The organism is Aliihoeflea sp. 40Bstr573 (assembly GCF_024105655.1).
GTDB lineage: Bacteria > Pseudomonadota > Alphaproteobacteria > Rhizobiales > Rhizobiaceae > Aliihoeflea.
On sequence record NZ_JAAAMH010000006.1, the window covers coordinates 90425 to 111708 of the forward strand.

A 21284-nucleotide genomic window follows, 5' to 3' on the forward strand; every position below is an offset into this window, starting at 1 on the left:
GCTCAGGCGGCGATGGAAATGTCCGGACGGGCCTGCTTGCCGAGATCGGTCCGGTTGGTGGGGCCGGCGGCGCGGATGCGCTCGCGCAGGCGCTTCGGCCAGATGCGGCCGTCGACGAGCTCGACGTCGACGAGCGCGAGGTCGACGACCTCGTTCTTGCAAACAGCCGCCTTGCCGGCGCGCTCCAGCTTTTCCTCGGTTGCCGCGTCGCGCGCGATCTCGGCCGCATCGATCGTCTCGGCCCAGCTATGGTCGGCGCAAAGCCACACGGCTTCGCCGTCGGTCAGGCGGTTTGCGGTCAGGATCTTCATCGTGAGTTCTCCGTGCTGAACGCCGGCTGGCGGTAGAGCGCCTGCGACCGGTTGAAATTGGCGCCGGCGACGGCGTCGCCGATAATGGTCATGACCGGGCCGGTAAGGTCGGTCCGTTCCTGCAGCGAGGGCAGATCGGCCAGCGTGCCGTGGAAGAGGCGTTTGCCTTCCAGGCTTGCATTCTCGATCACCGCGACGGCGGTGTCGGGCGAGAGCCCCGCAGCGATCAGCCGCTCGGCGACGTCGGCTGCGATCGAGCGGCCCATATAGACGGCGACCGTCGCGCCATCGATGGCAAGCCGTGCCCAGTCGGGCAGCGTCGCGCCCTTGAGGTCGTGCCCGGTGGTGAACACCATCGAGCTCGAAACGCCGCGCAGCGTCAGCGGCAGTTCGAAATCTGCGGCGGCCGCGAAGGCGGCGGTCACGCCCGGCACGACTTCATAGGAAATGCCGGCATCGCGAAGCGCCGCCATTTCTTCGCCCGCGCGCCCGAAGACCAGCGGATCGCCGGATTTGAGCCGCACGACGCGCTTGCCGGCGCGGCCGAGTTCGACCAGCAAGGCGTTGATCTCGCCCTGCGTCTTGGAATGGCAGCCTTTGCGCTTTCCGGCCGCGATCCGCTCGGCGTCGCGTCGGCCCATGGCGATCACCGCCTCCGGCACCAGCGCATCGTGAACGATCACGTCGGCTTCCATCAGGAGACGATGCGCGCGCAGCGTCAAAAGGTCCTCTGCGCCGGGACCGGCGCCGACCAGCGCCACATGGCCTGGAACCGCGCCGCGCTCGCGCAGGAGCCGCGAGGCCGTCCGCCGCGCTGACGAGAAATCGCCGGCATCGACGGTGCGGGCGGTCTCGCCGGTGAAGAATTCCTTCCAGAACCGGCGCCGCGCGACGCCCTTCGGCAGCAGCTTCTCGACCGCATCGCGATAGCTAGCGGCAAGCAAAGCCAGGGGGCCGAGTTGCGGGCTCAGCATCTGGTCGATGCGCGCGCGGATCATTTGCGCCAGAACGGGCCCAGCGCCTTCCGTGCCGATGGCGACCGCGACAGGGGCACGGTTGACCAGCGCCGGCGTGAAGAAGTCGCAAAGTTCCGGCCGGTCGACGGCATTGACGGGAATCTTGCGCGCCCGCGCATCGGCGACGATCCGCGCGTCCCGGTCGTGTTCGCCCGTTGCGGCGAACACCAGCGCGGCATCCTCGATCAGCGAGGCATTATAGGCCTGCCGGATGATTGAAGCGCCGTTCGCCTCGGCCCAGCCGGCAAGCTCGGCCTCGGGCTCGTCTGAGATCACGCGCACATCTGCGCTCGACTGCGCCATCAGCCGCGCCTTGGCCAGTGCCTCGTCGCCATCGCCGACGATGACGACTGTGCGGCCCTCGACCTTGGCAAAGATCGGGAAGGCGTTCAGCCGTGCGGGCGCAGGGGTATAGGTGAATGTCGACATAGCCGGTATTCTCGCCGAAGCGGGCATCGCGGGTAAGAAATCGCGTCGTGCGCCCATCCGCCAGGCACAATCGCTTTTCGCGCGATCTCCCGGTCAGGAGAATATTATTCCTCTCTCTTGTCCTGGAACGCCGGTACGCAGGGGCGCGTTCAGTTGAGGAACCAGCCGAAGGAGAGTTTCATGTCCGTTCTCAAGATCGAACACGACGCTTGGGTCGTGGTCGCCGACGGTGAAAAGGCACTGTTTCTTCGTAACGAGGGCGATGCGGTCTATCCCAATCTCCAGGTCTTTCGCGAGATGCGTGACGACAACCCGCCGACGCACGAGCAGGGAACGGATCGACCCGGGCGCATGCCCAACATCGGGGGACGCCACCGCAGCGCCGTGGAGGAGACCGACTGGCACCGCATCGAAAAGGAACGCTTCGCGGCCGAAATCGCCGAACGGCTCTATAAGCTGGCCCATCGCGGCGCGTTCAAGAAACTGATCGTCGTCGCGCCGCCGACCGTGCTTGGCGACCTGCGCAAGGAACTCCATAAGGAGGTGAGTGATCGCATCGTCGCGGAAGTGCCGAAAACGCTCACCAACCATCCCATCGACGAGATCGAAAAACACCTGCTCGCGGCTTGATAGGCCGCAAACCCGCGGCACGATCGTGTCGCGGGTTCTCCCACTCGGTTCAGCTGGACGCATAACGTGCTGCCTTGGCAGCTTCGCAGTCTCTGCTACGCAAGACGAGCTCGCGGGATTGATCCAGTTCGGCGCGGGTCTGGGGCAACAAGCCTGTTACGCGCTCTGAACAGTCGCTCTTAGCCGTGTGCGCGGCGTGCCGATGCGTTATCCGCTGTCATGAAAAGCTGGAGCCGCGCTGGCGGTTCTGCGTCCATGTGCTCGGTGTGACAGGCGACCGCGTAGCGGATGGCCGCGCGCAGCTCGCTGTCCGCCACTGGCTTGGAGATCACACCAAGCGTACCGGGGACGCCGTCGCCCAGTTGGCTCGGATTTGCGGTCATGAAGAGAACGGTCACATCGTGCCGTCTGGCAAGTTCGCGTCCGATGTTGATCCCTGTTGCCCCGTCACGCAGATTGAGGTCGACCAGAGCGACATCGGCGCGGTGGCCCAGTTCCAGCGCGGCGGCTCGGTCGGCGGCGATGCCGATCGGCTCATGACCGAGCTCGCTGATCACGTATTCAATCTCGATCGCGACGAAAATCTCGTCTTCGACTACCAGGATTTTGCAGTTGTTGTCCAAAGCACGTCTACCTGTAAGCGCTGGCGCGTAATCTAACTCGTCGGTGACGGGTTGGTTGCACGACTAACGGAAAAGTCTTTATTTTGACTTTGCGCGACTGAAAGCCGCGCGGGCTCGCAATTGCGGTGCCGTTACGTCTCATAAATCGTTAGGCAAGGAAAAGTTCCAGGCGTTGAGGGCGGCCTAATTGTCGCAGGCGCGCGTGGCGTTGCTGGCGACGGTGCCCGCGCCGCCCTAAGTTCAGGTGAACCCGAGGAGCGTCGCCATGGATGCCAAGCCCGCCCCCTTCGTGCCGCCGGCGCCCCGGCCGCGCCAGTCGCCGCCTTCCACCTTGCAGATGATGCGGATCGTCTACAACAACCCCCTCGAGCTTTGGGGCGAGCCCTCCTACAACGAGAAATGGATCTCCATTTCCACGGGAATCGGCGGACCGCTGGTCATCGCCAACGATCCGGGGCTTATCCGCTACGTGCTGGTGGAAAATGCCAGGAACTACAAGATGGCGCGGGTGCGCCAGAAAATCCTGCGCCCCATCCTGCGCGATGGGCTGCTCACCGCCGAGGGCGACGTGTGGAAGCGATCGCGCAAGGCGATGGCGCCGGTCTTCACGCCGAAGAACATTGATGGCTTCGCATCCGCGATGCTGTCGACCTCGCTCGATTTCGCCGAGCGCTACCGCGACGCCGACCGCGCCGACATCTCCCGCGACATGACCATGCTTACCTATGACATCCTCGCCGAAACGCTGTTTTCCGGCGAGATCGCGGGCGAACCCGGCTCCTTCGCGCATCAGGTCGACCGGCTGTTCGAAACGATGGGCCGCGTCGATCCGATGGATCTTCTGGGCGCGCCCGACTGGCTGCCGAGATTCACCCGCATCCGCGGCAAGAAATCGCTCGCCTTCTTCCGCAAGATCGTCGCCGACACGGTCCGCCTGAGAAGGACGCGCATGGATCGCGGCGAGGACGTGCCGGCCGATTTCCTGACGCTGCTCTTGAAGGCCGAAGGACCGGACGGCCTGGCGCGCTCCGAGATCGAGGACAACATCATCACCTTCATCGGCGCCGGCCACGAAACGACTGCTCGTGCGCTCGGCTGGACGCTCTACTGCCTGGCCGAAGCACCGTGGGAGCGCGAGAAGATCGAGGCGGAGATCGACGCGGCGATGACAGGGAACCTGCCGCCGCAGGACTGGATCGCCGCCATGCCTTACACCCGCGCAGCCTTCGAGGAGGCGATGCGGCTCTACCCGCCCGCCCCCTCGATCAACCGCGAGGCGATCGCAGCCGACCGCTACGAGGACCTCGAGATCGTCAAGGGCGCGCAGGTTCTCGTCATGCCGTGGACGGTGCATCGCCACCGCAAGATCTGGGACGATCCGGAAGCCTTTATCCCGGCCCGCTTCCATCCGGAAAACCGCGACGCGCTCGACCGCTACCAGTACCTCCCCTTCGGCGCCGGCCCACGCATCTGCATCGGCGCCGCCTTCGCCATGCAGGAAGCGGTCATCGCGCTCGCCGTCCTGATGGCGCGCTATCGCTTTGATGTCCTGCCCGAAACGAAGCCCTGGCCGGTGCAAAAACTCACCACCCAGCCGCAGGGCGGACTGCCGATGCGGGTCAGCCGCCGCTAGGCCATCGCGAAGATGCGGGCCGGCCCTCCCGTGCCGCCGCGCACTTTCGGCGCGCCGACGATCAGCGTTGCGCCCGATGCCGGCAGGGCGCCGAGATTGGCGATGCCCTCGATGCCGTAACGTCCGGAGGGAAGCCACTCGTTGTGGACCGCAAAATCCGGTGACATGCCATGGTCGAGCGACAGGGTGTCGACGGCGATTGCCTTGACGTTGCCTGCCTCCATCAGCATCTGCGCGGCCTCGAGGTGAAAGCCGGGGAAATGCATCGTCCCATCCGCGTCGGCATTGCGGAACTTGTCGGTGCTCACATGCTCGCCCCACCCCGAAAGCATGGCGACGCAAGCGCCTTCGGGCAGTTCGCCATTGGCCGAGATCCATGTCTCGATGTCGTCGGGCGTCACCTGCGCATCCGCATCGGCCTCGGCTTTCTGCCTGATGTCGATGATGGCGAGCGGGCAGATCAGGTCCTCCACCGGAATGTCGGCAACCGAACGCCCGTCGGCGGAAAAATGCAGCGGTGCGTCGATATGGGTGCCGGTATGCTCGTTGATGCGCCACTCGTTGAGATTGAACGTATCCTTCGCGAACGAGAACTTCTGCTCGATGAAGAATTGCTGGTCGCCGAAGAAGGTGGGGAATTCTTCGTAGAATTCATGCGTCAGGTCTTCGGCGCGGCTTGCGGCCTGGGCCAGTGCGGGCCGCGCGAACGGACCGGCCGTTGCGATCGCCGCGCCGGCGGCGGTGGCCGTTGCCCCGCGAAAGAATGCACGGCGCGACAGCATGTTCGATTTCACGTTCTCAATGACGCAGACATGGCACATGGGAACCCCCAGCGGGATGGTGGATGGAGACGCTGACGGTGAACCGGAACTGACGCAGCGGCAAGCGCAAATTTTCGGCAGCTACGCTCGTCCCTGGAACAGGTTCTCCACATGCACCGGCCAGCGCCGCGGCAGGACGGCGACGAGGTCGAACCGAACCGACAGCCGCGCGTAGTCGGGCTGGCGCGAGAGCCAGTGATCCGCCGCCGCCTCGATCCGCCGCTGTGCGACGCTTCCGACCGCTTCCATCGCGGTTGCCAGATCGCGCCGCGCCTTCACCTCGACGATCGCGATGAGATCGCCGCGCCGGGCGACGATGTCGATCTCGCCGGCCTTCGTGCGAAAGTTCCGCGCCACGATCCGGTAGCCCTTCAGCCGCAGCGCGACAGCCGCCAGCCATTCGGACCGGTTGCCGTGCCTGTAGGCCTTGAGCCTATCCATCCTTCCCGTCCCGCAACGCCACCAGCCGGCGGAAGAGATCCTGCTTCGACTGCCCTGTCATCTTCGCCGCTTCGCCGGCCGCCTTGGATGCGGGCATGTCGCGCGCAAGGTCGAGCAGCAGACGATCGACATCCACCCCCTCAGCCGCGGCTTCCGCCAACGGCGGCCCGACGCAGACGACGATTTCCCCTTTCGGCGTATCCGCCTTTGCATAATGCGCCGCAAGTTCGGCGAGCGTCCCGCGCCGCGCTTCCTCGAAGGTCTTCGTGAGCTCGCGCGCAACGGCCGCCGGCCGGTCTCCCAGCACGTCCAGCATGGCATTGAGGCTCGCCGCCAGACGGCGCGGGGACTCGAAGAAGATCAGCGTGCCGGGAATGCGCGCGACGTCCTGGAGCCGCGAGCGCCGCTGCCTGTCCTTGACCGGCAGGAAGCCGGCGAAGAAGAACGCATCCGATGGCAGTCCCGCGATCGAGAGCGCTGCCAGCGTCGACGACGCGCCGGGAATCGGCACCACGCGATGCCCGGCCTCCACCGCCTCGCCGACCAGGCGGAAGCCGGGGTCCGAGACGAGCGGCGTGCCCGCGTCTGAGCACAGCGCAACCGATCGGCCTTCGTTCAGCGCTGTGATCAGCTTCGGACCGGCCTCAGCTGCATTGTGCTCGTGATAGGCCATCAGCCTGCGCCTGATGCCGTAGCGCTCGAGCAGGATGCGCGTCACCCGCGTGTCCTCGCAGGCGAGGATATCCGCGCCCGCCAGCGATTCCAGTGCCCGCAGCGTGATGTCGGAAAGGTTGCCGATCGGCGTCGCCACCAGATAGAGCGCGGGTTCGAGCGCGGCCGCGCGCATCTGCGTCTGGCCCACCATGTAGATCCGCTCGCCTTCCGCCATCGCCGCCCTCTCTCGCCGCTTATCTCACACCGTCGCCGACATCCCGCAAGGCGCCCGAAAATCGCCGTGTTGGGAACAATTTGGGCATCTGCCCGGTTCGAAGGCAAAACGAGGAGGTTCCAGCCCATGCCCCTGACCATCCAGGATAGTTTCGAATCCTATTACGCCGGCAAGCCCGCGCGAAACGACAATCAGCGCGCCAGATCCGCGACGACCGCGTCGAGCACGATCATGCCGTCCGCCGTCGCGCGCAGCCGTGAATTGCCGACCGGCGCGACGAGGCGTTCTTCCTGGAGCACCGCGATCCGCTTCGACGACAAGGATCGCCCGGACAACGATTCGTAGCGCGCCAGGTCGATCCCTTCGGCAAGCCGCAGTCCCATCAGCAGGAATTCGTCAGCTTCTTCCTCACGCGTCAGGCGCTCGCCTCCGGTGATGCCGTGGCCATGCGCCTCGACCCGCTCGAGCCATGCTTCCGGCATCTTTTCGGTGAACGTCACGATCCGCTCGCCATTTTCCACGAAGCGCCCATGCGCCCCCGGCCCGATGCCGACATATTCGCCATAGTGCCAGTAGATCAGATTGTGCCGGCTTTCCGCGCCCGGCCGCGCATGGTTGGAAATCTCATAGGCCGGCAGACCGCGCGCTGCGGTCACCTCCTGCGTCAGTGCGTAGAGATCGGCCGCGTGGTCCGGTTCCGGCATCTCGAACTTGCCGGCCTCATGCAGAAGCTTGAAGCGCGTCCCGTCCTCGATGGTGAGCTGGTAAAGCGACATGTGGTCCGCCGCATAGCCGATCGCCCGGTCGAGTTCGGCCGCCCATTCCTCCAGTGTCTGGCGCGGCCTTGCATAGATCAGGTCGAAGGAGAGCCGAGGGAAGATTTCGCGTGCCAGCCCGATCGCGTGCAGCGCGCCGTCGACATCGTGCAACCGGCCCAGGAACCGCAGATCGGCATCGTTCAGCGCCTGGACGCCGAGCGATACGCGATTGACGCCTGCCGCGCGGTAGCCGCGAAACCGCGCCGCTTCCACCGATGACGGGTTGGCTTCCAGCGTGATCTCGACCCCGTCCGGCACGCTCCAGTGCCGCGCGACGCTCTCCAGCACGGCGCCCACCGTCTCCGGCTCCATCAAGGACGGCGTGCCGCCGCCCAGGAAAATCGAATCGACTTTGCGCGTCCCCGTGCGCGCTCGCATCGTCGCCATCTCGCGGTCGAAGGCGGCGGCAAACCGCGCCTGGTCGACCGGCTGGTGGCGGACATGGCTGTTGAAGTCGCAATAGGGGCACTTGGCCGCGCAGAACGGCCAATGGATGTAGATGCCGAAGCCCGGATCGTCGGTCATCGAAGACCTCCCGAGCGTTGCACACCCCCACCCTTACCCTCCCCACAAGGGGGAGGGGATATCGACTCCCCGCCAAAGCTTGACCCGGCACCGAAAAGAAGGCGCAACGCCGACGTCCTCCCTCCCCTGTGTGGGGGTCCGAAGGACGGGCGAGACCCGCGGCTCGCCCTGAAAAGGGTGGGGGTCACTTCAGAAAAACCGGCGATACCCAACTCACCCCGCCCCCAGCATCTCGCGCGCAAAGGCCTGGAACGCCCGCGCGCGATGCGACAGCGCTTCGTCCTGCCCCGGCTTCCAGCCGTGCTTTTCCTCGGCGCTCATCTCGCCGAAGGTCCGCTCGTGACCGGCAGGCTGGAACATCGGGTCGTAGCCGAAGCCACGCGTGCCGCGTGGCGGCCAGACGAGCGTACCTTGCGCCTCGCCGCGGAAATATTCCGCATGGCCGTCCGGCCAGGCAACACAGATGACGGAGACGAACTTGCCCTGCCGATCCTGGGGCGTGTGGGCGCTCTTCTGGTCGAGCAGCTTTTGGGTCCGCTCCATCGCCACCTGGAAATCGCGCGTGCCGTCGGCAAGTTCCGCCCAGTTTGCCGTATAGACGCCCGGATCGCCGCCCAGCGCATCCACCATCAGGCCGGAATCGTCCGACAGCGCCGGCAGGCCGGTGGCGCTCGCCGCCGCATGCGCCTTGATATAGGCGTTCTCCTCGAAGGTTGTGCCGGTTTCCTCGGGCTCGGGCAGGCCGTATTCAGCCGCCGACTTTGCTTCGAAACCGAAGGGAGCGATCAGGTCGGCGATCTCGGCCAGCTTGCCCTTGTTGTGGCTCGCCACCACGATCTTGCGGTCGTCCAATGTGCGCATTCTTAGAGTCCCCAGATCTTCGGGTTGGCGATCTCGAGCGAGTTTCCCGCTGGATCACGAAAATAGATCGACCGGCCGCCTGACGGCTCGTCGGGTTTCGATGACGGCCAGCGAAAATCGGCCTCGATGGCGACGCCCCGGCTTTCCAGTTGCGCTTTCCAGCGCTCGATCTCGTCCTCGGTCCCGGCGAAACACAGGTGCCCCTGCCCAGTCGCACCATGCGGCGGAACGGGAAGTCTGGCATCGGGCGCCGGCGGCTTCACGGTTTGCGCGGGGTCGAACAGCAGAAGCACGCCGTGGCCGCAACGAAAGAAGACATGGCGACCCTCGACCCTGGCAATTCGCTCGAGCCCCATCACGTCGCGGTAGAACGCTTCGGCGGCGTCCAGGTCGTCGACATAGAGCGCGGATTCGAGGATCGCCGTCACTATCCTACCCCATTGCCATTTTCTGCAGGTCCACCAGCCTTGCAATCCCCTTCTTGGCCAGTCCCAGCAATTGCGCGAATTCCTCCTCGGAGAAAGGCTCGCCCTCTGCCGTGCCCTGGATTTCGACGATCCCGCCCCGTCCGGTCATGACGAAATTCGCATCCGTCCCGGCCGACGAATCTTCAAGATAGTCCAGGTCGATGACCGGCGAGCCGTCATGGATGCCGCAGGAGATCGCCGCCACGTGGTCTTTCAGGACCTTGGACACCTGCACCATCTGGCGCGCTTCCATCCAGCGCAGGCACTCGTGCAGCGCGACGAAACCGCCGGTGATCGCCGCCGTGCGGGTGCCGCCGTCCGCCTGGATGACGTCGCAATCGACGGTGATCTGCACCTCGCCCAGCGCCTGCAGGTCGACGACAGCTCGCAGGCTCCGCCCGATCAGGCGCTGGATTTCGAGCGTGCGGCCGCCCTGCTTGCCGGTAGACGCCTCGCGGCGCATCCGGTCGCCCGTCGCGCGCGGCAGCATGCCGTATTCGGCCGTCACCCAGCCCTTGCCCGAATTGCGCAGCCAGGCCGGCACGCGCTCCTCGAGGCTCGCCGTGCACAGGACATGCGTGTCGCCGCACTTGACGAGGCACGAGCCCTCCGCATGCTTGGAGACGCCGCATTCGAAGGAGATCGCCCGCATTTCGTCGGGCTGGCGCTTGGATGGCCGCATTGGTCAGGACTCTTTTCGTTCGGTTGGGTTTGCCCCGTCTAACGCCCTCAAGATGGCGAGGCAAAGGAAAACCGGCCTCGTTGCGCGCAAGACCAGTTCCGCACCCGCCTGGAATGCCTATATTCGCAGGCATGACGAGTCTGAAGACCGCGATGCCATGCACAAGGTGAACGACCTGACGCTGACCAATCTCGACGCCCGCTCACGCGAAATTTTTCGGCTGATCGTTGACAACTACATGCGCGAGGGCGAGCCGCTCGGCTCGCGCAATCTGACGCGCCTTCTGCCCGGGTCGCTCTCGCCGGCCACGGTGCGCAACGTCATGTCCGACCTCGAGCATCTTGGTCTGATCTATTCGCCGCACGTATCGGCCGGGCGCCTGCCGACACAGGCCGGCCTGCGCTTCTTCGTCGATGCCTTCATGGAACTGGGCGACCTGACCGTCGAAGAGCGTCGGCAGATCGAGGCGCAGGTGCGTGCGTCCGGCTCCGGCCAGACTCTGGAACACATCCTCACCGATGCCAGCCAGATGCTGTCGGGCCTTTCTCGCGGCGCCGGCCTTGTCATGACCGCCAAGAGCGAAGTGCCGCTGAAACACATCGAGTTCATACGGCTGGAGCCGGAAAAGGCGCTCGCCGTGATGGTCAGCCAGAATGGCGACGTCGAGAACCGCGTGGTCGACCTGCCAGCCGGGGTCACCTCTTCTCAGCTCGTCGAGGCGTCGAACTTTCTCAACGCCCATATCCGTGGGCGCACATTGGCCGAAGCGAAAGCCGATATCGCGCGACTGAAAGATGAAACGCGCACCGCCCTCGACACGCTGTCGCAGGGGCTCGTGGAGCGCGGGCTGGCGGTATGGGCCGGCGAGGGGTCGGGGCTTCAGGCGCGGCTCATCGTGCGCGGCCACGCCAACCTTCTGGAGAACGTCACCGCGCAGGCCGATCTCGAGCTCCTGCGCCACCTCTTCGAGGACCTGGAGACCAAGGACGGAATGCTGCAGCTCCTCGACCTGGCCGAGGAGGGCCCGGGCGTGCGCATCTTCATCGGCTCGGAGAATAAGCTCTTCTCGCTCTCCGGTTCCTCGCTCGTCGTCGCTCCTTATCGCGACAAGGACGCGCGGGTCATTGGCGCACTCGGCGTCATCGGGCCGACCCGGCTGAACTATGCCCGCATCGTGCCCATGGTCGACTATACCGCGCAGATCATCGGGCGGATGCTGGGCTGAGGGCGAAAGTCGTCGCATCCGCACCGTAACGGGTTGCTTCCCGCAGCGCTGGATCGATTCAGAAAGAGTTAAGTACAATTTTACTACAATTGTTTGTTTCGCGGCGAATGGCCCGGATTTCCGGAACAACCTGCCCCGACGTCGGTTCTTCCCATGCAAGCGAGGTTTTGAGTCATGTGTGCAAGGAAGCGGACAGAGATGCGAGAGGCAGAGATATCCAACCTGATCACCAGGGAACTGGGGTCGGATACGAATCGCCGGTTTCTCAACCGGATCCCGGGTCTGCGCACCGAGCAGTCGCTACCCGACAACCTGCGCTCCTTGCTGGAGCGGCTGGAAGAGACCGAGCGCGGCCCGCGCACCTATCGGCACTGACGCAACGGCGTCGTGGCAACAAAAAAGGCGGCCCATGGGCCGCCTTTTTGCGTTCGGGTGCTGCTTACGCAGCCGATGTCGCGGGGCGAGCCGGGCGGCCCGTGGGACGTGCCGGCTTCTTCTTCATCGGCAGCAGGCCTTCGCGCTGCGCCTGCTTGCGGGCGAGCTTGCGCGAGCGGCGCACGGCTTCCGCCTTCTGGCGGGCGCGCTTTTCCGACGGCTTCTCGTAGGACCTGCGCGCCTTCATCTCACGGAAGATGCCCTCGCGCTGCATTTTCTTCTTCAGCGCGCGGAGCGCCTGCTCGACATTGTTTTCACGTACGACGACCTGCAATGTGATCCTGTCCTTTCTCGAATTGAAATGACACCGAACACCGCCAGAGCGGGCCGATGAAGCGGATTTTGCCGGAAGGAACCGACCGAACACCCCTGCGCCGCCAGGCGGCATGGTAGCGGGACAATGGCCCGAAGCAGGGACGGGATGACCTCTATATAGGCGCTTTTCGCCAAAAGGCAAAACCGGATCGCTTCACCTTCTGGACTCGGGCGCTTCGAGGCTTTAGGCGAAGCGCACCGCAAATCGCCTCGGAAAAAATCCTGCAGCCATGACGACCAGCCCGACCCTCATCGCCCCTTCCGTCCTCTCGGCCGACTTCTCCAGGCTCGGCGACGAGGTCGAAGCGATCGTGGAGGCGGGCGCCGACTGGATCCATCTCGACGTCATGGACGGCCATTTCGTGCCCAACATCACGTTTGGTCCGCAGGTCATCAAGTCGATCCGCAACAGAACGGACAAAGTGTTCGACTGCCACCTGATGATCGCGCCGACCGACCAGTATCTCGCCGCCTTCGCCGATGCGGGCTGCGATATCATCACGGTCCATGCCGAGGCCGGCCCACATCTCGACCGCTCGCTGCAGGCCATCCGGAACCTCGGCAAGAAGGCCGGCGTCTCGCTCAATCCCTCGACCCCGGAGAACGTCATCGAATACGTTCTCGACCGTCTCGACCTCGTCCTCCTGATGACCGTCAATCCCGGCTTCGGCGGCCAGGCCTTCATCCCCGCGGTGGTCGAGAAGGTCGCCCGCATCAAGGCGATGATCGGCAACCGCCCGATCGACATCGAGATCGACGGCGGCGTGACCCCCGAAACCGCGCCGCTGGTCGCGAAGGCCGGAGCGAATGTCCTCGTCGCCGGCTCGGCGGTCTTCAAGGGCAATTCGGTCGACAGCTACGCGAAGAACATCGCGGCGATCCGCACCGCTTCCGACGCCGCGCGCGGGTTGATCGCCTGAACTTGTCCCCACGTCGCGAAAAGCCCCGACTTCCAGCGCGAAATGGCCGGAACGGCGGTGTTTTTGGAGCAATTTTAGGCAAATTTTACCGCAAGACTTCAGCTTTCGTTAAGGTTTCAGCCGGTTTTTAACCCGCCATTAACACATCGGCGAACTTATCCGCGTATTGCTCTGGACAAAGCCTCATCGTTCGGAGTGACCGCCGTGCAGACCGCCAACCGAGCCCCATTCGCCGACCGCGTCGGCTGGGTCGATGCCGCCAAGGGCATCTGCATCATCTTCGTCGTGATGATGCATTCGACGCTTGGCGTCGGCAAGGCGATGCACGATCATGGCTGGCTGCACTATGTCGTCGAGTTTGCCCGGCCGTTCCGGATGCCCGACTTCTTCCTGATTTCCGGCCTCTTCCTCGGTCTGGTCATTGACCGTCCCTGGATGCGCTATCTCGACCGCAAGGTCGTTCATTTCGTCTATTTCTACGTGCTCTGGCTGACCATCCAGTTCGCGTTCAAAGCGCCGGGAATCGCGATAGAGGAAGGCGCGGCGGCGCCGCTGCACCACTATCTGGTGGCCTTCGTCGAACCCTTCGGAACGCTCTGGTTCATCTACATCCTGCCGATCTTCTTCGTCCTCACCCGGCTGGTCAAGAATCTGCCTGTTGTGCTCGTCTTCGCCGCCGCGGCAGCGCTCGAGATTCTGCCGATCGAAACCGGCTGGATGCTGGCCGACGAGTTCGCGTCGCGCTTCGTCTATTTCTTTGCAGGCTATGCCTTCGCCGCCAACATCTTTCGCATCGCGGCCTGGCTGCAGGCCCGGCCGGTGGTGGCGCTGGCGATCCTGGCGCTATGGGCGCCGGTCAATGGCTGGCTGGTCTTCACCTCGACGCCGGCCCATCTCGCGCATCTCCTGACGGCGGAACTCGGCCAGTCCGGCGCGACACACGGGCTTGCCGAACTGCCCTTCGTCTCGCTGGCGCTCGGCCTTGCCGGCGCGCTGGCGGTGGTGGCTATCGCCGCGCTCGTCGCTGATAGGCGCTGGAGCCGATGGCTCTCCTGGCTCGGCGCGCATTCGATCGTGATCTATCTCGCCTTCTTCCTGCCGATGGCGATTTCCCGCGCGTTGCTGATCCGGACCGGGCTCGATACCGGCACGATCTCGGCGCTGGTCACCGTCGCCGGCATCCTCGGCCCGGTCATGCTCTACGGCCTCGTCCAGCTCACCGGATATGGCCGGTTCCTGTTCGAGCGGCCCGCCTGGGCGCGCATCGACGCACGGCGCGGAGGAGAAGGCCGCATGGTCGCGGCGGAGTAAGTCATCGACATCCTGGGAAAAAAGCGAGCCGTGAGGCTCGCTTTTCGTTTTAGCTATGGGCGAAGATGTCTTCTTCCGGCCAGCCCATCAGGTCGAGCTTGGCGCGGGTGGGCAGGAAGGCGAAGCACGCCTCGGCCTCCGCCATCCGGTCCTCGCGGCGCAAGCGCTCCAGAAGCTTTTCGCGCAGCTGGTGAAGATAAAGAACGTCGGAGGCGGCATAGTCGAGCTGTTCGGGCGATAGCTGCGCCGCGCCCCAGTCCGACGATTGCTGCTGCTTGGACAGGCTGATGCCGAGAAGTTCGTTGCACACGTCCTTAAGCCCGTGGCGATCCGTATAGGTTCGCGTCAGGCGCGAGGCGATCTTGGTGCAGAAGACCGGCCCTGCCATGGCGCCGAACGCATGGTAGAGAACCGCGATATCGAAACGGCCATAGTGGAAGAGCTTGGTCTTCTGCGGGTCGTTCAAGAGCGCGACGATGTTGGGCGCATCCTTCTGGCCGGGCGCGATCTGCACCACGTCGGCCGTCCCGTCGCCCGGCGAGAGCTGGACGACACAGAGCCGGTCGCGATGCGGGTTGAGGCCCAGCGTCTCGGTGTCGATGGCGACGGCGAGGCCGCGATAATTTTCGAGGTCGGGCAGGTCGCCCTTGTGAAAACGGACGGTCATGGAGTTTCAAGCCTTGGAAAGTGCGTCGAGGATGCGCGCCCAGGAGCGCTGGCCCTTGGCGAAGGAGGTGAGATTGTATTTTTCGTTCGGCGAGTGGATGCGGTCATCGTCGAGGCCGAAGCCCACGAGCAGCGATTCCATGCCAAGCATGCGCTTGAAGTCGCCGACGATGGGAATCGACCCGCCCATGGCGATCATGACGGCCGGCTTGTTCCACTCTTCCGTCAGCGCGGTCTGCGCCTTGACGAGAAACGGCGCGTCGTAGCCCAGATTGATGGCGGGCGAGCCGCCATGCGGATGAAACTCGACCGAGCAATCGGACGGTATCCGCTCCTCGACGAACTTGCGGAAATTGGCCCGGATGGCGACCGGGTCCTGGGTGCCGACGAGCCGGAAGGATACCTTGGCGGACGCCTCTGCGGCGATCACCGTCTTGAATCCCTTGCCGGTATAGCCGCCGGAAATGCCGTTGAACTCGGCGGTCGGACGGGTCCAGACGAGTTCGAGAACGTGGCGGCCCTTTTCGCCCGAAGGTTCCGACAGACCGATGGGCCCAAGGAAGGTTTCGGCCGTCTCGCCGAGTCCCTTCCATGATTCCAGAATCTGGCTCGGCGTCTCTTCGACGCCGTCATAGAAGGCGGGTATGGTGATGCGGCCGGTTTCGTCATGAATGTCGGCAAGGATCTTCGCCAGGATGCGGATCGGGTTCGCCGCCGCGCCGCCATATGACCCCGAGTGCAGGTCGCGGTCTGCCGCCTTGATCGTGATCTCCTCGCCGACGAGGCCGCGCAGCGCGGTCGAGATGGCGGGGGTCTCGGCGTTCCACATGCCGGTGTCGCACACGAGCGCGAAGTCGGCCGTCAGTTCCTTCGCGTTTTCCTCCAGGAAGGGCTTCAGCGAGGGCGAGCCGGACTCCTCCTCGCCTTCGAACAGTATGGTGACGGCGCAGGGCAGCTCGCCATGCACGGCCTTGTAGGCGCGGCAGGCTTCGACGAAGGTCATCAACTGACCCTTGTCGTCGGCCGAGCCGCGGCCGGTAATCACCTTGACGCCGTCCTGCTCGACCACCTTCGCCTCGAACGGATCGGCGTGCCACAGTTCCAGGGGATCGACCGGCTGGACATCGTAGTGGCCGTAAAAGAGGACATGCGGCGATGTCCGGCCCGCCGGACCGGCGTGGTGGGCGACGACCATCGGACGGCCGGCTGTCGGGCGAACGGATGCCTCGAAACCGATCGATGTCAGGTCCGCGACCAGCCAATCGGCGGCGCGCTGGCACTCGGCGGCATAGGCATCATCGGTGGAGATCGAGGGAATCTTGATGAGGGCCGCGAGACGCTCGACGCTGGCGTCGAGCTCGGCGTCGAGCCGGGAAAGGACGGGAGAAATATCGGACATGGGCAGGCCTTTCGATTCAGTCGGGCCGGACCCTAGTCGGTTTGGCGCGATGCTGGCAATGCGCGACAGGAAGCGCCGCCTTGATGCCGGACGGGTCCGCGACACCGGCCCCTTGCATCAGACCCCGCGGCGCAGCCTTGCAGCGCGTGACAGCGCCCAGACGGGGAACGAGATCTCGACCCGAAGGCCGTCCGGCTCGAAGACGCGTTCGATCGTGCCGGCCATCTGGCCCCGAATGCTGAGCTCGATCAGCCGCGAGCCGAACCCGCCCTCCAGACCTTCACGCGAGGCCGAGGCGGCGTCCGCGACGCGTTCCTTCCAGGTGACCCGGTAGTTTTCGCCGACGGCGGCCGTCGTGATGTCGACGCGGCTCCCAGCGCCGGACAGGCCTCCATACTTGGCCGCATTCGTTCCAAGTTCGTGGAAGACCAGCGCCAGCGGCGTCGCGGCGCCTTCGGCGATCGGCAGGTCGGGGCCGCTGATCGTAACGTGGCGTCCATCATCGTCATAGGGGGCGAGGAGCGCACGCAAGAGGCCATGCAGCGAAGCGTACGTTTCGCCGGATCCCTCGAGCGCGCGGGGTCGCACGAACTCATGCGCGGTGCCAAGCGCAAGGATGCGGGCCCGAAGCTCCTCGGCGAAGCCCTGCGCCTCGGGCCGCGACCGTGCGGTGAGGCTGACGATGGAGCCGAGCACCGAAAAGATGTTCTTGATCCGGTGCGACAGTTCCTGCGCGATGACCTCGCGCTCTTCCGCGGCGATCATCGCCTCGTGGATATCGGTGCAGGTGCCGAACCAGCGGATGATGTTGTCGTCCTCGTCGCGGATCGGAAGGGCGCGGCCGAGCGTCCAGCGATACTCGCCCGAATGGTGGCGGAGCCGGTATTCGATCTCATAGGGCTCCCCGGTCTTCAGCGAATGCGACCATCGTTCCCAGGCGCGCTCCTGGTCATCGGGATGGAACATGTCGTTCCAGCCCTCGCCGTCGGTCGAGCCGACAGGTGCGCCCGTGAACTCGTACCAGCGCGCGTTGTAATAGTCGTGCAGCCCGTCAGGCGTCGTCGACCAGACCATTTGCGGCATGGTGTCCGCAATCGCCCGGAATTTCGCTTCCGACTCGGCCAGCGCCATCTGTGAGCGCTGCTGGTCGGTGATGTCGATGGCGACGCCCGGCAAGTGCAGGGGCTCGCCATCGATGCCACCCGTCACGCGTCCAAGAGCCAACAGCCACACAATTTCGCCGGACGGACGCACGATGCGGTATTGGGAGCGCAGCTGGCCGCGCGCGGCGAGCGCCGCGTCGATCTGGCCACCGAGCATATCCCGATCCTCAGGATGGATTGCCTTGAGGAAATGGGCGATGGACACGCCGCTTGCGGCCGACGCGGCATCGACGTTGTAGAGCGAGGCGAAGCTGGCATCCGCGGTCACGATGTCGTCAGCCACGTTCCAGTCCCAATAGCCGACCAAGCCGGTTCCCTCGACCGCCAGTTCCAGCTGCTGGAGATTCTGCACGAGCGCCTTTTGCGCGTTGACCCGTCCGGTGGTCTCCTGGACCAGCGCAATCACCGCGATCACGCGCCCGGCGATGTCGCGCACGGGACTGTAGTGCAGGTCGAGGAAAACGGTTTCGGGGGTCTTGTTGCGGAAGAATTCGAGCTGCTGGTCGCGAAAGGACAACGTCCCGCCGGCGTGGATCTTCTCCAGCACCGACTGGTTGAATTCGGCCACTTCGGGCCATGCCGAGAGCAGCGGCTGCCCGAAACAGCCGGGATGACGTCCTCCTGCGAGCACCGAATAGGCATCGTTGTAGATCATCAACGCCGCATCGCCGACCAAAAGGCACATCGGCACCGGCGCTTCCAGCACCATGGACACGGCGCCGAGGAGTTCGCGCGGCCATCCGGCAGCCGCACCCATGTCGGTCGCCGCCCAGTCGGTCGTCTCGAATAGGCGGGCGGCGCTGATGGCGCCTGCGGTCTCGGATCGGGCTGTTTGGGCTGGGGTCATCGGGTTCGGGCAGGGGTGTTTGTCGGCAGGACGTAAGGCCTATTTGAAATTCGGTCGCCCCGGATCGCAATCAAGAATGAGACCAAGCCGGGCATATTGGCGCGAGCGGGGTGGCCGAGGCTGTAAAAATGCCCGATTCGGGCGGATAATCCGTGCATTGACCACGGTGTGAGCTTGGAGCATCCGGCTCAAATCCCTATATTCCGCCTATCAGAACCCACGATTCGGCTGACCGTTGCATGCCGGAGCGGGATTATCCACGAAGATCGGAATTTCATGAACGACACGCCCGAAGACCTGCCCGGCAGCCCGGCCGAATATGGCGCCGAATCCATCAAGGTTCTCAAGGGGTTGGACGCGGTGCGCAAGCGCCCCGGCATGTATATCGGCGACACCGATGACGGATCTGGCCTGCACCACATGGTCTATGAGGTCGTCGACAACGCGATCGACGAGTCGCTTGCCGGTCATGCCGACCTCGTGCAGGTGACGCTGAACCCCGATGGATCGGTGACCGTGACCGACAACGGCCGCGGCATTCCGACCGATCTCCACAAGGGCGAGGGGGTCTCGGCGGCCGAGGTCATCATGACCCAGCTCCATGCGGGCGGTAAGTTCGACCAGAACTCCTACAAGGTTTCAGGCGGCCTGCACGGCGTTGGCGTTTCGGTCGTCAATGCGCTGTCCTCGTGGCTGAAGATGAAGATCCGGCGGAACGGCAAGGTTCATGAAATGTCGTTCACACACGGCAATGCGGACGGCCCGCTGACCGTGACCGGGACCTATGTCGAGAACCGGCAACCCGGCACGAACGAAGGGCGCTCGGGCACAGAGATCACCTTCTTCCCGTCCGACGAAACCTTCACCATGATCGAGTTCGACTACAGCACGCTCGAACACCGGCTGCGCGAACTCGCTTTCCTCAATTCGGGCGTGCGCATCGTCCTCACCGACAAGCGCCATGCCGACGTGAAGGTTCAGGAACTGCTCTACGCGGGCGGGCTGGAAGAGTTCGTCAAATATCTCGACCGGGCCAAGAAGCCGCTGATCCCCGCGCCGATCGCCATCAAGGCCGAGCGCGACGGCATCACCGTCGAGGTGGCGATGTGGTGGAACGATTCGTACCACGAGAATGTGCTCTGCTTCACCAACAACATCCCCCAGCGTGACGGCGGCACGCATCTGGCCGGCTTCCGCGGCGCGCTGACGCGTCAGGTCACCGGCTATGCCGAGGCTTCCGGCCTGTCGAAGAAGGAGAAGGTCTCGATCACCGGCGACGACTGTCGCGAGGGTTTGACGGCCGTGCTCTCGGTCAAGGTGCCGGACCCGAAATTTTCCTCCCAGACCAAGGACAAGCTCGTCTCCTCCGAGGTCCGGCCGGTCGTCGAAGGCCTCGTCAACGAGGCATTGGGGACCTGGTACGAAGAGCATCCCGGCGAAGCCAAGGTGCTGGTCGGCAAGGTCATCGAGGCCGCCGCCGCGCGCGAGGCCGCGCGCAAGGCGCGCGAACTGACCCGGCGCAAGGGCGCGCTCGACATCACCTCGTTGCCCGGCAAGCTCGCCGACTGCCAGGAGCGCGATCCGGCCAAGTCCGAAATCTTCATTGTCGAGGGCGACTCGGCAGGCGGATCGGCAAAAGGCGGGCGCTCGCGCCAGAACCAGGCGATCTTGCCGCTGCGCGGCAAGATCCTGAACGTGGAACGCGCGCGCTTCGACCGGATGCTCTCCTCCGACATGATCGGCACGATGATCACCGCGCTCGGCACCGGCATCGGCAAGGACGAGTTCAATGCCGACAAGCTGCGCTACCACAAGATCATCATCATGACCGACGCCGACGTCGACGGCGCGCATATCCGCACGCTGCTCCTGACGTTCTTCTTCCGCCAGATGCCGGAGCTGATCGAGCGCGGGCACCTCTATATCGCCCAGCCGCCGCTCTACAAAGTCTCGCGCGGCAAGTCGGTGCAGTACATCAAGGATGAGCCTTCCTTCGAGGATTATCTGATCGGGCAGGGGCTCGACGAGGCGTCGCTGGAGCTTTCGAGCGGCGAGGTGCGGGCCGGACAGGATCTGCGCGCCGTCATCAACGACGCGCTCGCCGTGCGCTCGCTGATCCAGGGCCTCCACACCCGCTATTCGCGCGCGGTGGTCGAGCAGGCGGCGATCGCCGGCGCTCTCAATGCCGAGCGCATGAGCGATCCGGCCCAGGTGCCGGGCATCGTCCAGACGGTGGCCGAGCGGCTCGACATGATCTCCGAAGAGACGGAACGCGGCTGGGCAGGCCGCGTCAACCCGTCGAACGAGGGCGCTGGCGGCGTCGTGTTCGAGCGCACCGTGCGCTCGGTGCGCGAGGTCGTCACGCTCGACGCCGGCCTGATCGGCTCGGCTGACGCGCGCGCGATCGACCGCTACACGGCGCGGCTGCAGGAGGTCTACATGCAGCAGCCCGTCCTGCGCCGCAACGACAAGACGGACGTGATCTCCGGCCCGATGGCGCTCCTCGACGCGATCTTCGCGACGGGCCGCAAGGGCATCTCGCTGCAGCGCTACAAGGGCCTTGGCGAAATGAACGCCGACCAGCTCTGGGAAACGACGCTCGATCCCAATGCGCGCTCGCTCCTGCAGGTCAAGGTCAACGACGCGACCGACGCGGATTCGCTCTTCTCGCGCCTGATGGGCGACGAGGTCGAGCCACGCCGCGAGTTCATCCAGGACAATGCGCTGTCGGTCGCGAATCTCGACATCTAGCGCGACGATTGATGAATGCGGGGCCGTGCTTTCGGGCGCGGCCCCTTGATTTTGGCGCCTCGAACATCGATATCGGCGGCACTTTACGAATTTGGCAGGAAAGACG

At 64.8% G+C, this 21284-nt stretch carries 21 protein-coding genes; 7 read left to right on the forward strand and 14 right to left on the reverse strand.

Annotated features, from left to right (window positions below; all coding sequences use genetic code 11):
- Positions 1–2: 2 nt before the first annotated feature.
- Positions 3–311, reverse strand: coding sequence for a DUF2849 domain-containing protein (locus GTK01_RS09820; RefSeq protein ID WP_252925702.1), 309 nt, complete (start codon positions 309–311; stop codon positions 3–5).
- A complete protein-coding gene (gene cysG / locus GTK01_RS09825; protein ID WP_252925703.1) occupies positions 308–1756 on the reverse strand; it encodes a siroheme synthase CysG in 1449 nt (482 codons plus the stop codon). The genes GTK01_RS09820 and cysG overlap by 4 nt, the downstream gene beginning before the upstream one ends.
- A 180-nt stretch (positions 1757–1936) precedes the next feature.
- Between cysG and GTK01_RS09830 the strand changes: the two genes are divergently transcribed.
- Positions 1937–2386: a host attachment protein gene (locus tag GTK01_RS09830; RefSeq protein WP_252925704.1), complete on the forward strand. Its 450-nt coding sequence runs from the start codon at positions 1937–1939 to the stop codon at positions 2384–2386.
- Positions 2387–2565: 179 nt separating this feature from the next.
- Here GTK01_RS09830 and GTK01_RS09835 read toward each other — a convergent pair whose 3' ends face one another.
- The gene (locus tag GTK01_RS09835; RefSeq protein WP_252925705.1) at positions 2566–3009 is read right to left on the reverse strand and encodes a response regulator; all 444 of its coding nucleotides are present in this window, start codon (positions 3007–3009) and stop codon (positions 2566–2568) included.
- Between the two features lie 265 nt (positions 3010–3274).
- On the opposite strand from GTK01_RS09835, the gene GTK01_RS09840 reads away from it, so the two are divergent.
- The gene (locus tag GTK01_RS09840; protein ID WP_252925706.1) at positions 3275–4642 is read left to right on the forward strand and encodes a cytochrome P450; all 1368 of its coding nucleotides are present in this window, start codon (positions 3275–3277) and stop codon (positions 4640–4642) included.
- Here the strand turns inward: GTK01_RS09840 and GTK01_RS09845 are convergent.
- The 7 genes from GTK01_RS09845 to rph all read right to left on the reverse strand — a co-directional run bounded on the left by GTK01_RS09845 (position 4639) and on the right by rph (position 10146).
- Complete coding sequence (locus tag GTK01_RS09845; RefSeq protein ID WP_252925707.1) at positions 4639–5463, reverse strand: cyclase family protein; 825 nt, start codon at positions 5461–5463, stop codon at positions 4639–4641. The genes GTK01_RS09840 and GTK01_RS09845 overlap by 4 nt on opposite strands.
- A gap of 81 nt (positions 5464–5544) precedes the next feature.
- Entirely contained in the window at positions 5545–5904 is a 360-nt protein-coding gene (locus tag GTK01_RS09850) for a YraN family protein (RefSeq protein ID WP_252925708.1), read from the reverse strand.
- The gene (gene rsmI, locus GTK01_RS09855) at positions 5897–6793 is read right to left on the reverse strand and encodes a 16S rRNA (cytidine(1402)-2'-O)-methyltransferase (RefSeq protein ID WP_252925709.1); all 897 of its coding nucleotides are present in this window, start codon (positions 6791–6793) and stop codon (positions 5897–5899) included. Before rsmI ends, GTK01_RS09850 begins: the two co-directional genes overlap by 8 nt.
- Before the next feature lie 191 nt (positions 6794–6984).
- Positions 6985–8136, reverse strand: coding sequence for a radical SAM family heme chaperone HemW (gene hemW, locus GTK01_RS09860; RefSeq protein ID WP_252925710.1), 1152 nt, complete (start codon positions 8134–8136; stop codon positions 6985–6987).
- A gap of 213 nt (positions 8137–8349) precedes the next feature.
- A complete protein-coding gene (rdgB, locus tag GTK01_RS09865; RefSeq protein ID WP_252925711.1) occupies positions 8350–8997 on the reverse strand; it encodes an RdgB/HAM1 family non-canonical purine NTP pyrophosphatase in 648 nt (215 codons plus the stop codon).
- Positions 8998–8999: 2 nt separating this feature from the next.
- A complete protein-coding gene (locus GTK01_RS09870) occupies positions 9000–9425 on the reverse strand; it encodes a VOC family protein (protein ID WP_252925712.1) in 426 nt (141 codons plus the stop codon).
- Between the two features lie 4 nt (positions 9426–9429).
- Positions 9430–10146 (reverse strand): ribonuclease PH, encoded by a 717-nt coding sequence (gene rph, locus GTK01_RS09875; protein WP_252925713.1) that lies wholly within the window; start codon positions 10144–10146, stop codon positions 9430–9432.
- Between the two features lie 157 nt (positions 10147–10303).
- On the opposite strand from rph, the gene hrcA reads away from it, so the two are divergent.
- Positions 10304–11371: a heat-inducible transcriptional repressor HrcA gene (gene hrcA, locus GTK01_RS09880; RefSeq protein WP_252925714.1), complete on the forward strand. Its 1068-nt coding sequence runs from the start codon at positions 10304–10306 to the stop codon at positions 11369–11371.
- A 198-nt stretch (positions 11372–11569) separates the two neighbouring features.
- On the forward strand, positions 11570–11746 hold the full coding sequence (locus GTK01_RS09885) for a hypothetical protein (RefSeq protein ID WP_252925715.1): 177 nt from the start codon (positions 11570–11572) through the stop codon (positions 11744–11746).
- A gap of 64 nt (positions 11747–11810) precedes the next feature.
- Here the strand turns inward: GTK01_RS09885 and rpsU are convergent, their stop codons facing one another.
- Complete coding sequence (rpsU, locus tag GTK01_RS09890) at positions 11811–12080, reverse strand: 30S ribosomal protein S21 (protein ID WP_252925716.1); 270 nt, start codon at positions 12078–12080, stop codon at positions 11811–11813.
- Positions 12081–12351: 271 nt separating this feature from the next.
- Here rpsU and rpe point away from each other — a divergent pair, with 271 nt between their 5' ends.
- Both rpe and GTK01_RS09900 read left to right on the forward strand, forming a co-directional pair.
- On the forward strand, positions 12352–13041 hold the full coding sequence (gene rpe, locus GTK01_RS09895) for a ribulose-phosphate 3-epimerase (protein WP_252925717.1): 690 nt from the start codon (positions 12352–12354) through the stop codon (positions 13039–13041).
- Between the two features lie 204 nt (positions 13042–13245).
- Positions 13246–14352 (forward strand): acyltransferase family protein, encoded by a 1107-nt coding sequence (locus GTK01_RS09900; protein ID WP_371924310.1) that lies wholly within the window; start codon positions 13246–13248, stop codon positions 14350–14352.
- Between the two features lie 49 nt (positions 14353–14401).
- On the opposite strand, the gene GTK01_RS09905 is transcribed toward GTK01_RS09900, so the two are convergent.
- The 3 genes from GTK01_RS09905 to GTK01_RS09915 form a co-directional block, all read right to left on the reverse strand.
- Entirely contained in the window at positions 14402–15019 is a 618-nt protein-coding gene (locus GTK01_RS09905) for a ribonuclease D (protein ID WP_252925718.1), read from the reverse strand.
- Between the two features lie 6 nt (positions 15020–15025).
- Complete coding sequence (locus GTK01_RS09910; RefSeq protein WP_252925719.1) at positions 15026–16417, reverse strand: M20/M25/M40 family metallo-hydrolase; 1392 nt, start codon at positions 16415–16417, stop codon at positions 15026–15028.
- Positions 16418–16534: 117 nt separating this feature from the next.
- Positions 16535–18427 (reverse strand): PAS domain-containing sensor histidine kinase, encoded by a 1893-nt coding sequence (locus GTK01_RS09915; RefSeq protein WP_252925720.1) that lies wholly within the window; start codon positions 18425–18427, stop codon positions 16535–16537.
- 276 nt (positions 18428–18703) lie between these two features.
- Between GTK01_RS09915 and gyrB the strand changes: the two genes are divergently transcribed.
- Positions 18704–21178, forward strand: coding sequence for a DNA topoisomerase (ATP-hydrolyzing) subunit B (gene gyrB / locus GTK01_RS09920; RefSeq protein ID WP_252925721.1), 2475 nt, complete (start codon positions 18704–18706; stop codon positions 21176–21178).
- Positions 21179–21284: the final 106 nt, after the last annotated feature.

What these genes read in the sequence shown, in the direction of transcription:
- GTK01_RS09820 (WP_252925702.1), bottom strand. Translation starts at nt 311, where the DNA reads ATGAAGATCCTGACCGCAAACCGCCTGACCGACGGCGAAGCCGTGTGG.
- cysG (WP_252925703.1), bottom strand. Translation starts at nt 1,756, where the DNA reads ATGTCGACATTCACCTATACCCCTGCGCCCGCACGGCTGAACGCCTTC.
- GTK01_RS09830 (WP_252925704.1), top strand. Translation starts at nt 1,937, where the DNA reads ATGTCCGTTCTCAAGATCGAACACGACGCTTGGGTCGTGGTCGCCGAC.
- GTK01_RS09840 (WP_252925706.1), top strand. Translation starts at nt 3,275, where the DNA reads ATGGATGCCAAGCCCGCCCCCTTCGTGCCGCCGGCGCCCCGGCCGCGC.
- GTK01_RS09845 (WP_252925707.1), bottom strand. Translation starts at nt 5,463, where the DNA reads ATGTGCCATGTCTGCGTCATTGAGAACGTGAAATCGAACATGCTGTCG.
- GTK01_RS09850 (WP_252925708.1), bottom strand. Translation starts at nt 5,904, where the DNA reads ATGGATAGGCTCAAGGCCTACAGGCACGGCAACCGGTCCGAATGGCTG.
- rsmI (WP_252925709.1), bottom strand. Translation starts at nt 6,793, where the DNA reads ATGGCGGAAGGCGAGCGGATCTACATGGTGGGCCAGACGCAGATGCGC.
- hemW (WP_252925710.1), bottom strand. Translation starts at nt 8,136, where the DNA reads ATGACCGACGATCCGGGCTTCGGCATCTACATCCATTGGCCGTTCTGC.
- rdgB (WP_252925711.1), bottom strand. Translation starts at nt 8,997, where the DNA reads ATGCGCACATTGGACGACCGCAAGATCGTGGTGGCGAGCCACAACAAG.
- rph (WP_252925713.1), bottom strand. Translation starts at nt 10,146, where the DNA reads ATGCGGCCATCCAAGCGCCAGCCCGACGAAATGCGGGCGATCTCCTTC.
- hrcA (WP_252925714.1), top strand. Translation starts at nt 10,304, where the DNA reads ATGCACAAGGTGAACGACCTGACGCTGACCAATCTCGACGCCCGCTCA.
- GTK01_RS09885 (WP_252925715.1), top strand. Translation starts at nt 11,570, where the DNA reads ATGCGAGAGGCAGAGATATCCAACCTGATCACCAGGGAACTGGGGTCG.
- rpe (WP_252925717.1), top strand. Translation starts at nt 12,352, where the DNA reads ATGACGACCAGCCCGACCCTCATCGCCCCTTCCGTCCTCTCGGCCGAC.
- GTK01_RS09905 (WP_252925718.1), bottom strand. Translation starts at nt 15,019, where the DNA reads ATGACCGTCCGTTTTCACAAGGGCGACCTGCCCGACCTCGAAAATTAT.
- GTK01_RS09910 (WP_252925719.1), bottom strand. Translation starts at nt 16,417, where the DNA reads ATGTCCGATATTTCTCCCGTCCTTTCCCGGCTCGACGCCGAGCTCGAC.
- GTK01_RS09915 (WP_252925720.1), bottom strand. Translation starts at nt 18,427, where the DNA reads ATGACCCCAGCCCAAACAGCCCGATCCGAGACCGCAGGCGCCATCAGC.
- gyrB (WP_252925721.1), top strand. Translation starts at nt 18,704, where the DNA reads ATGAACGACACGCCCGAAGACCTGCCCGGCAGCCCGGCCGAATATGGC.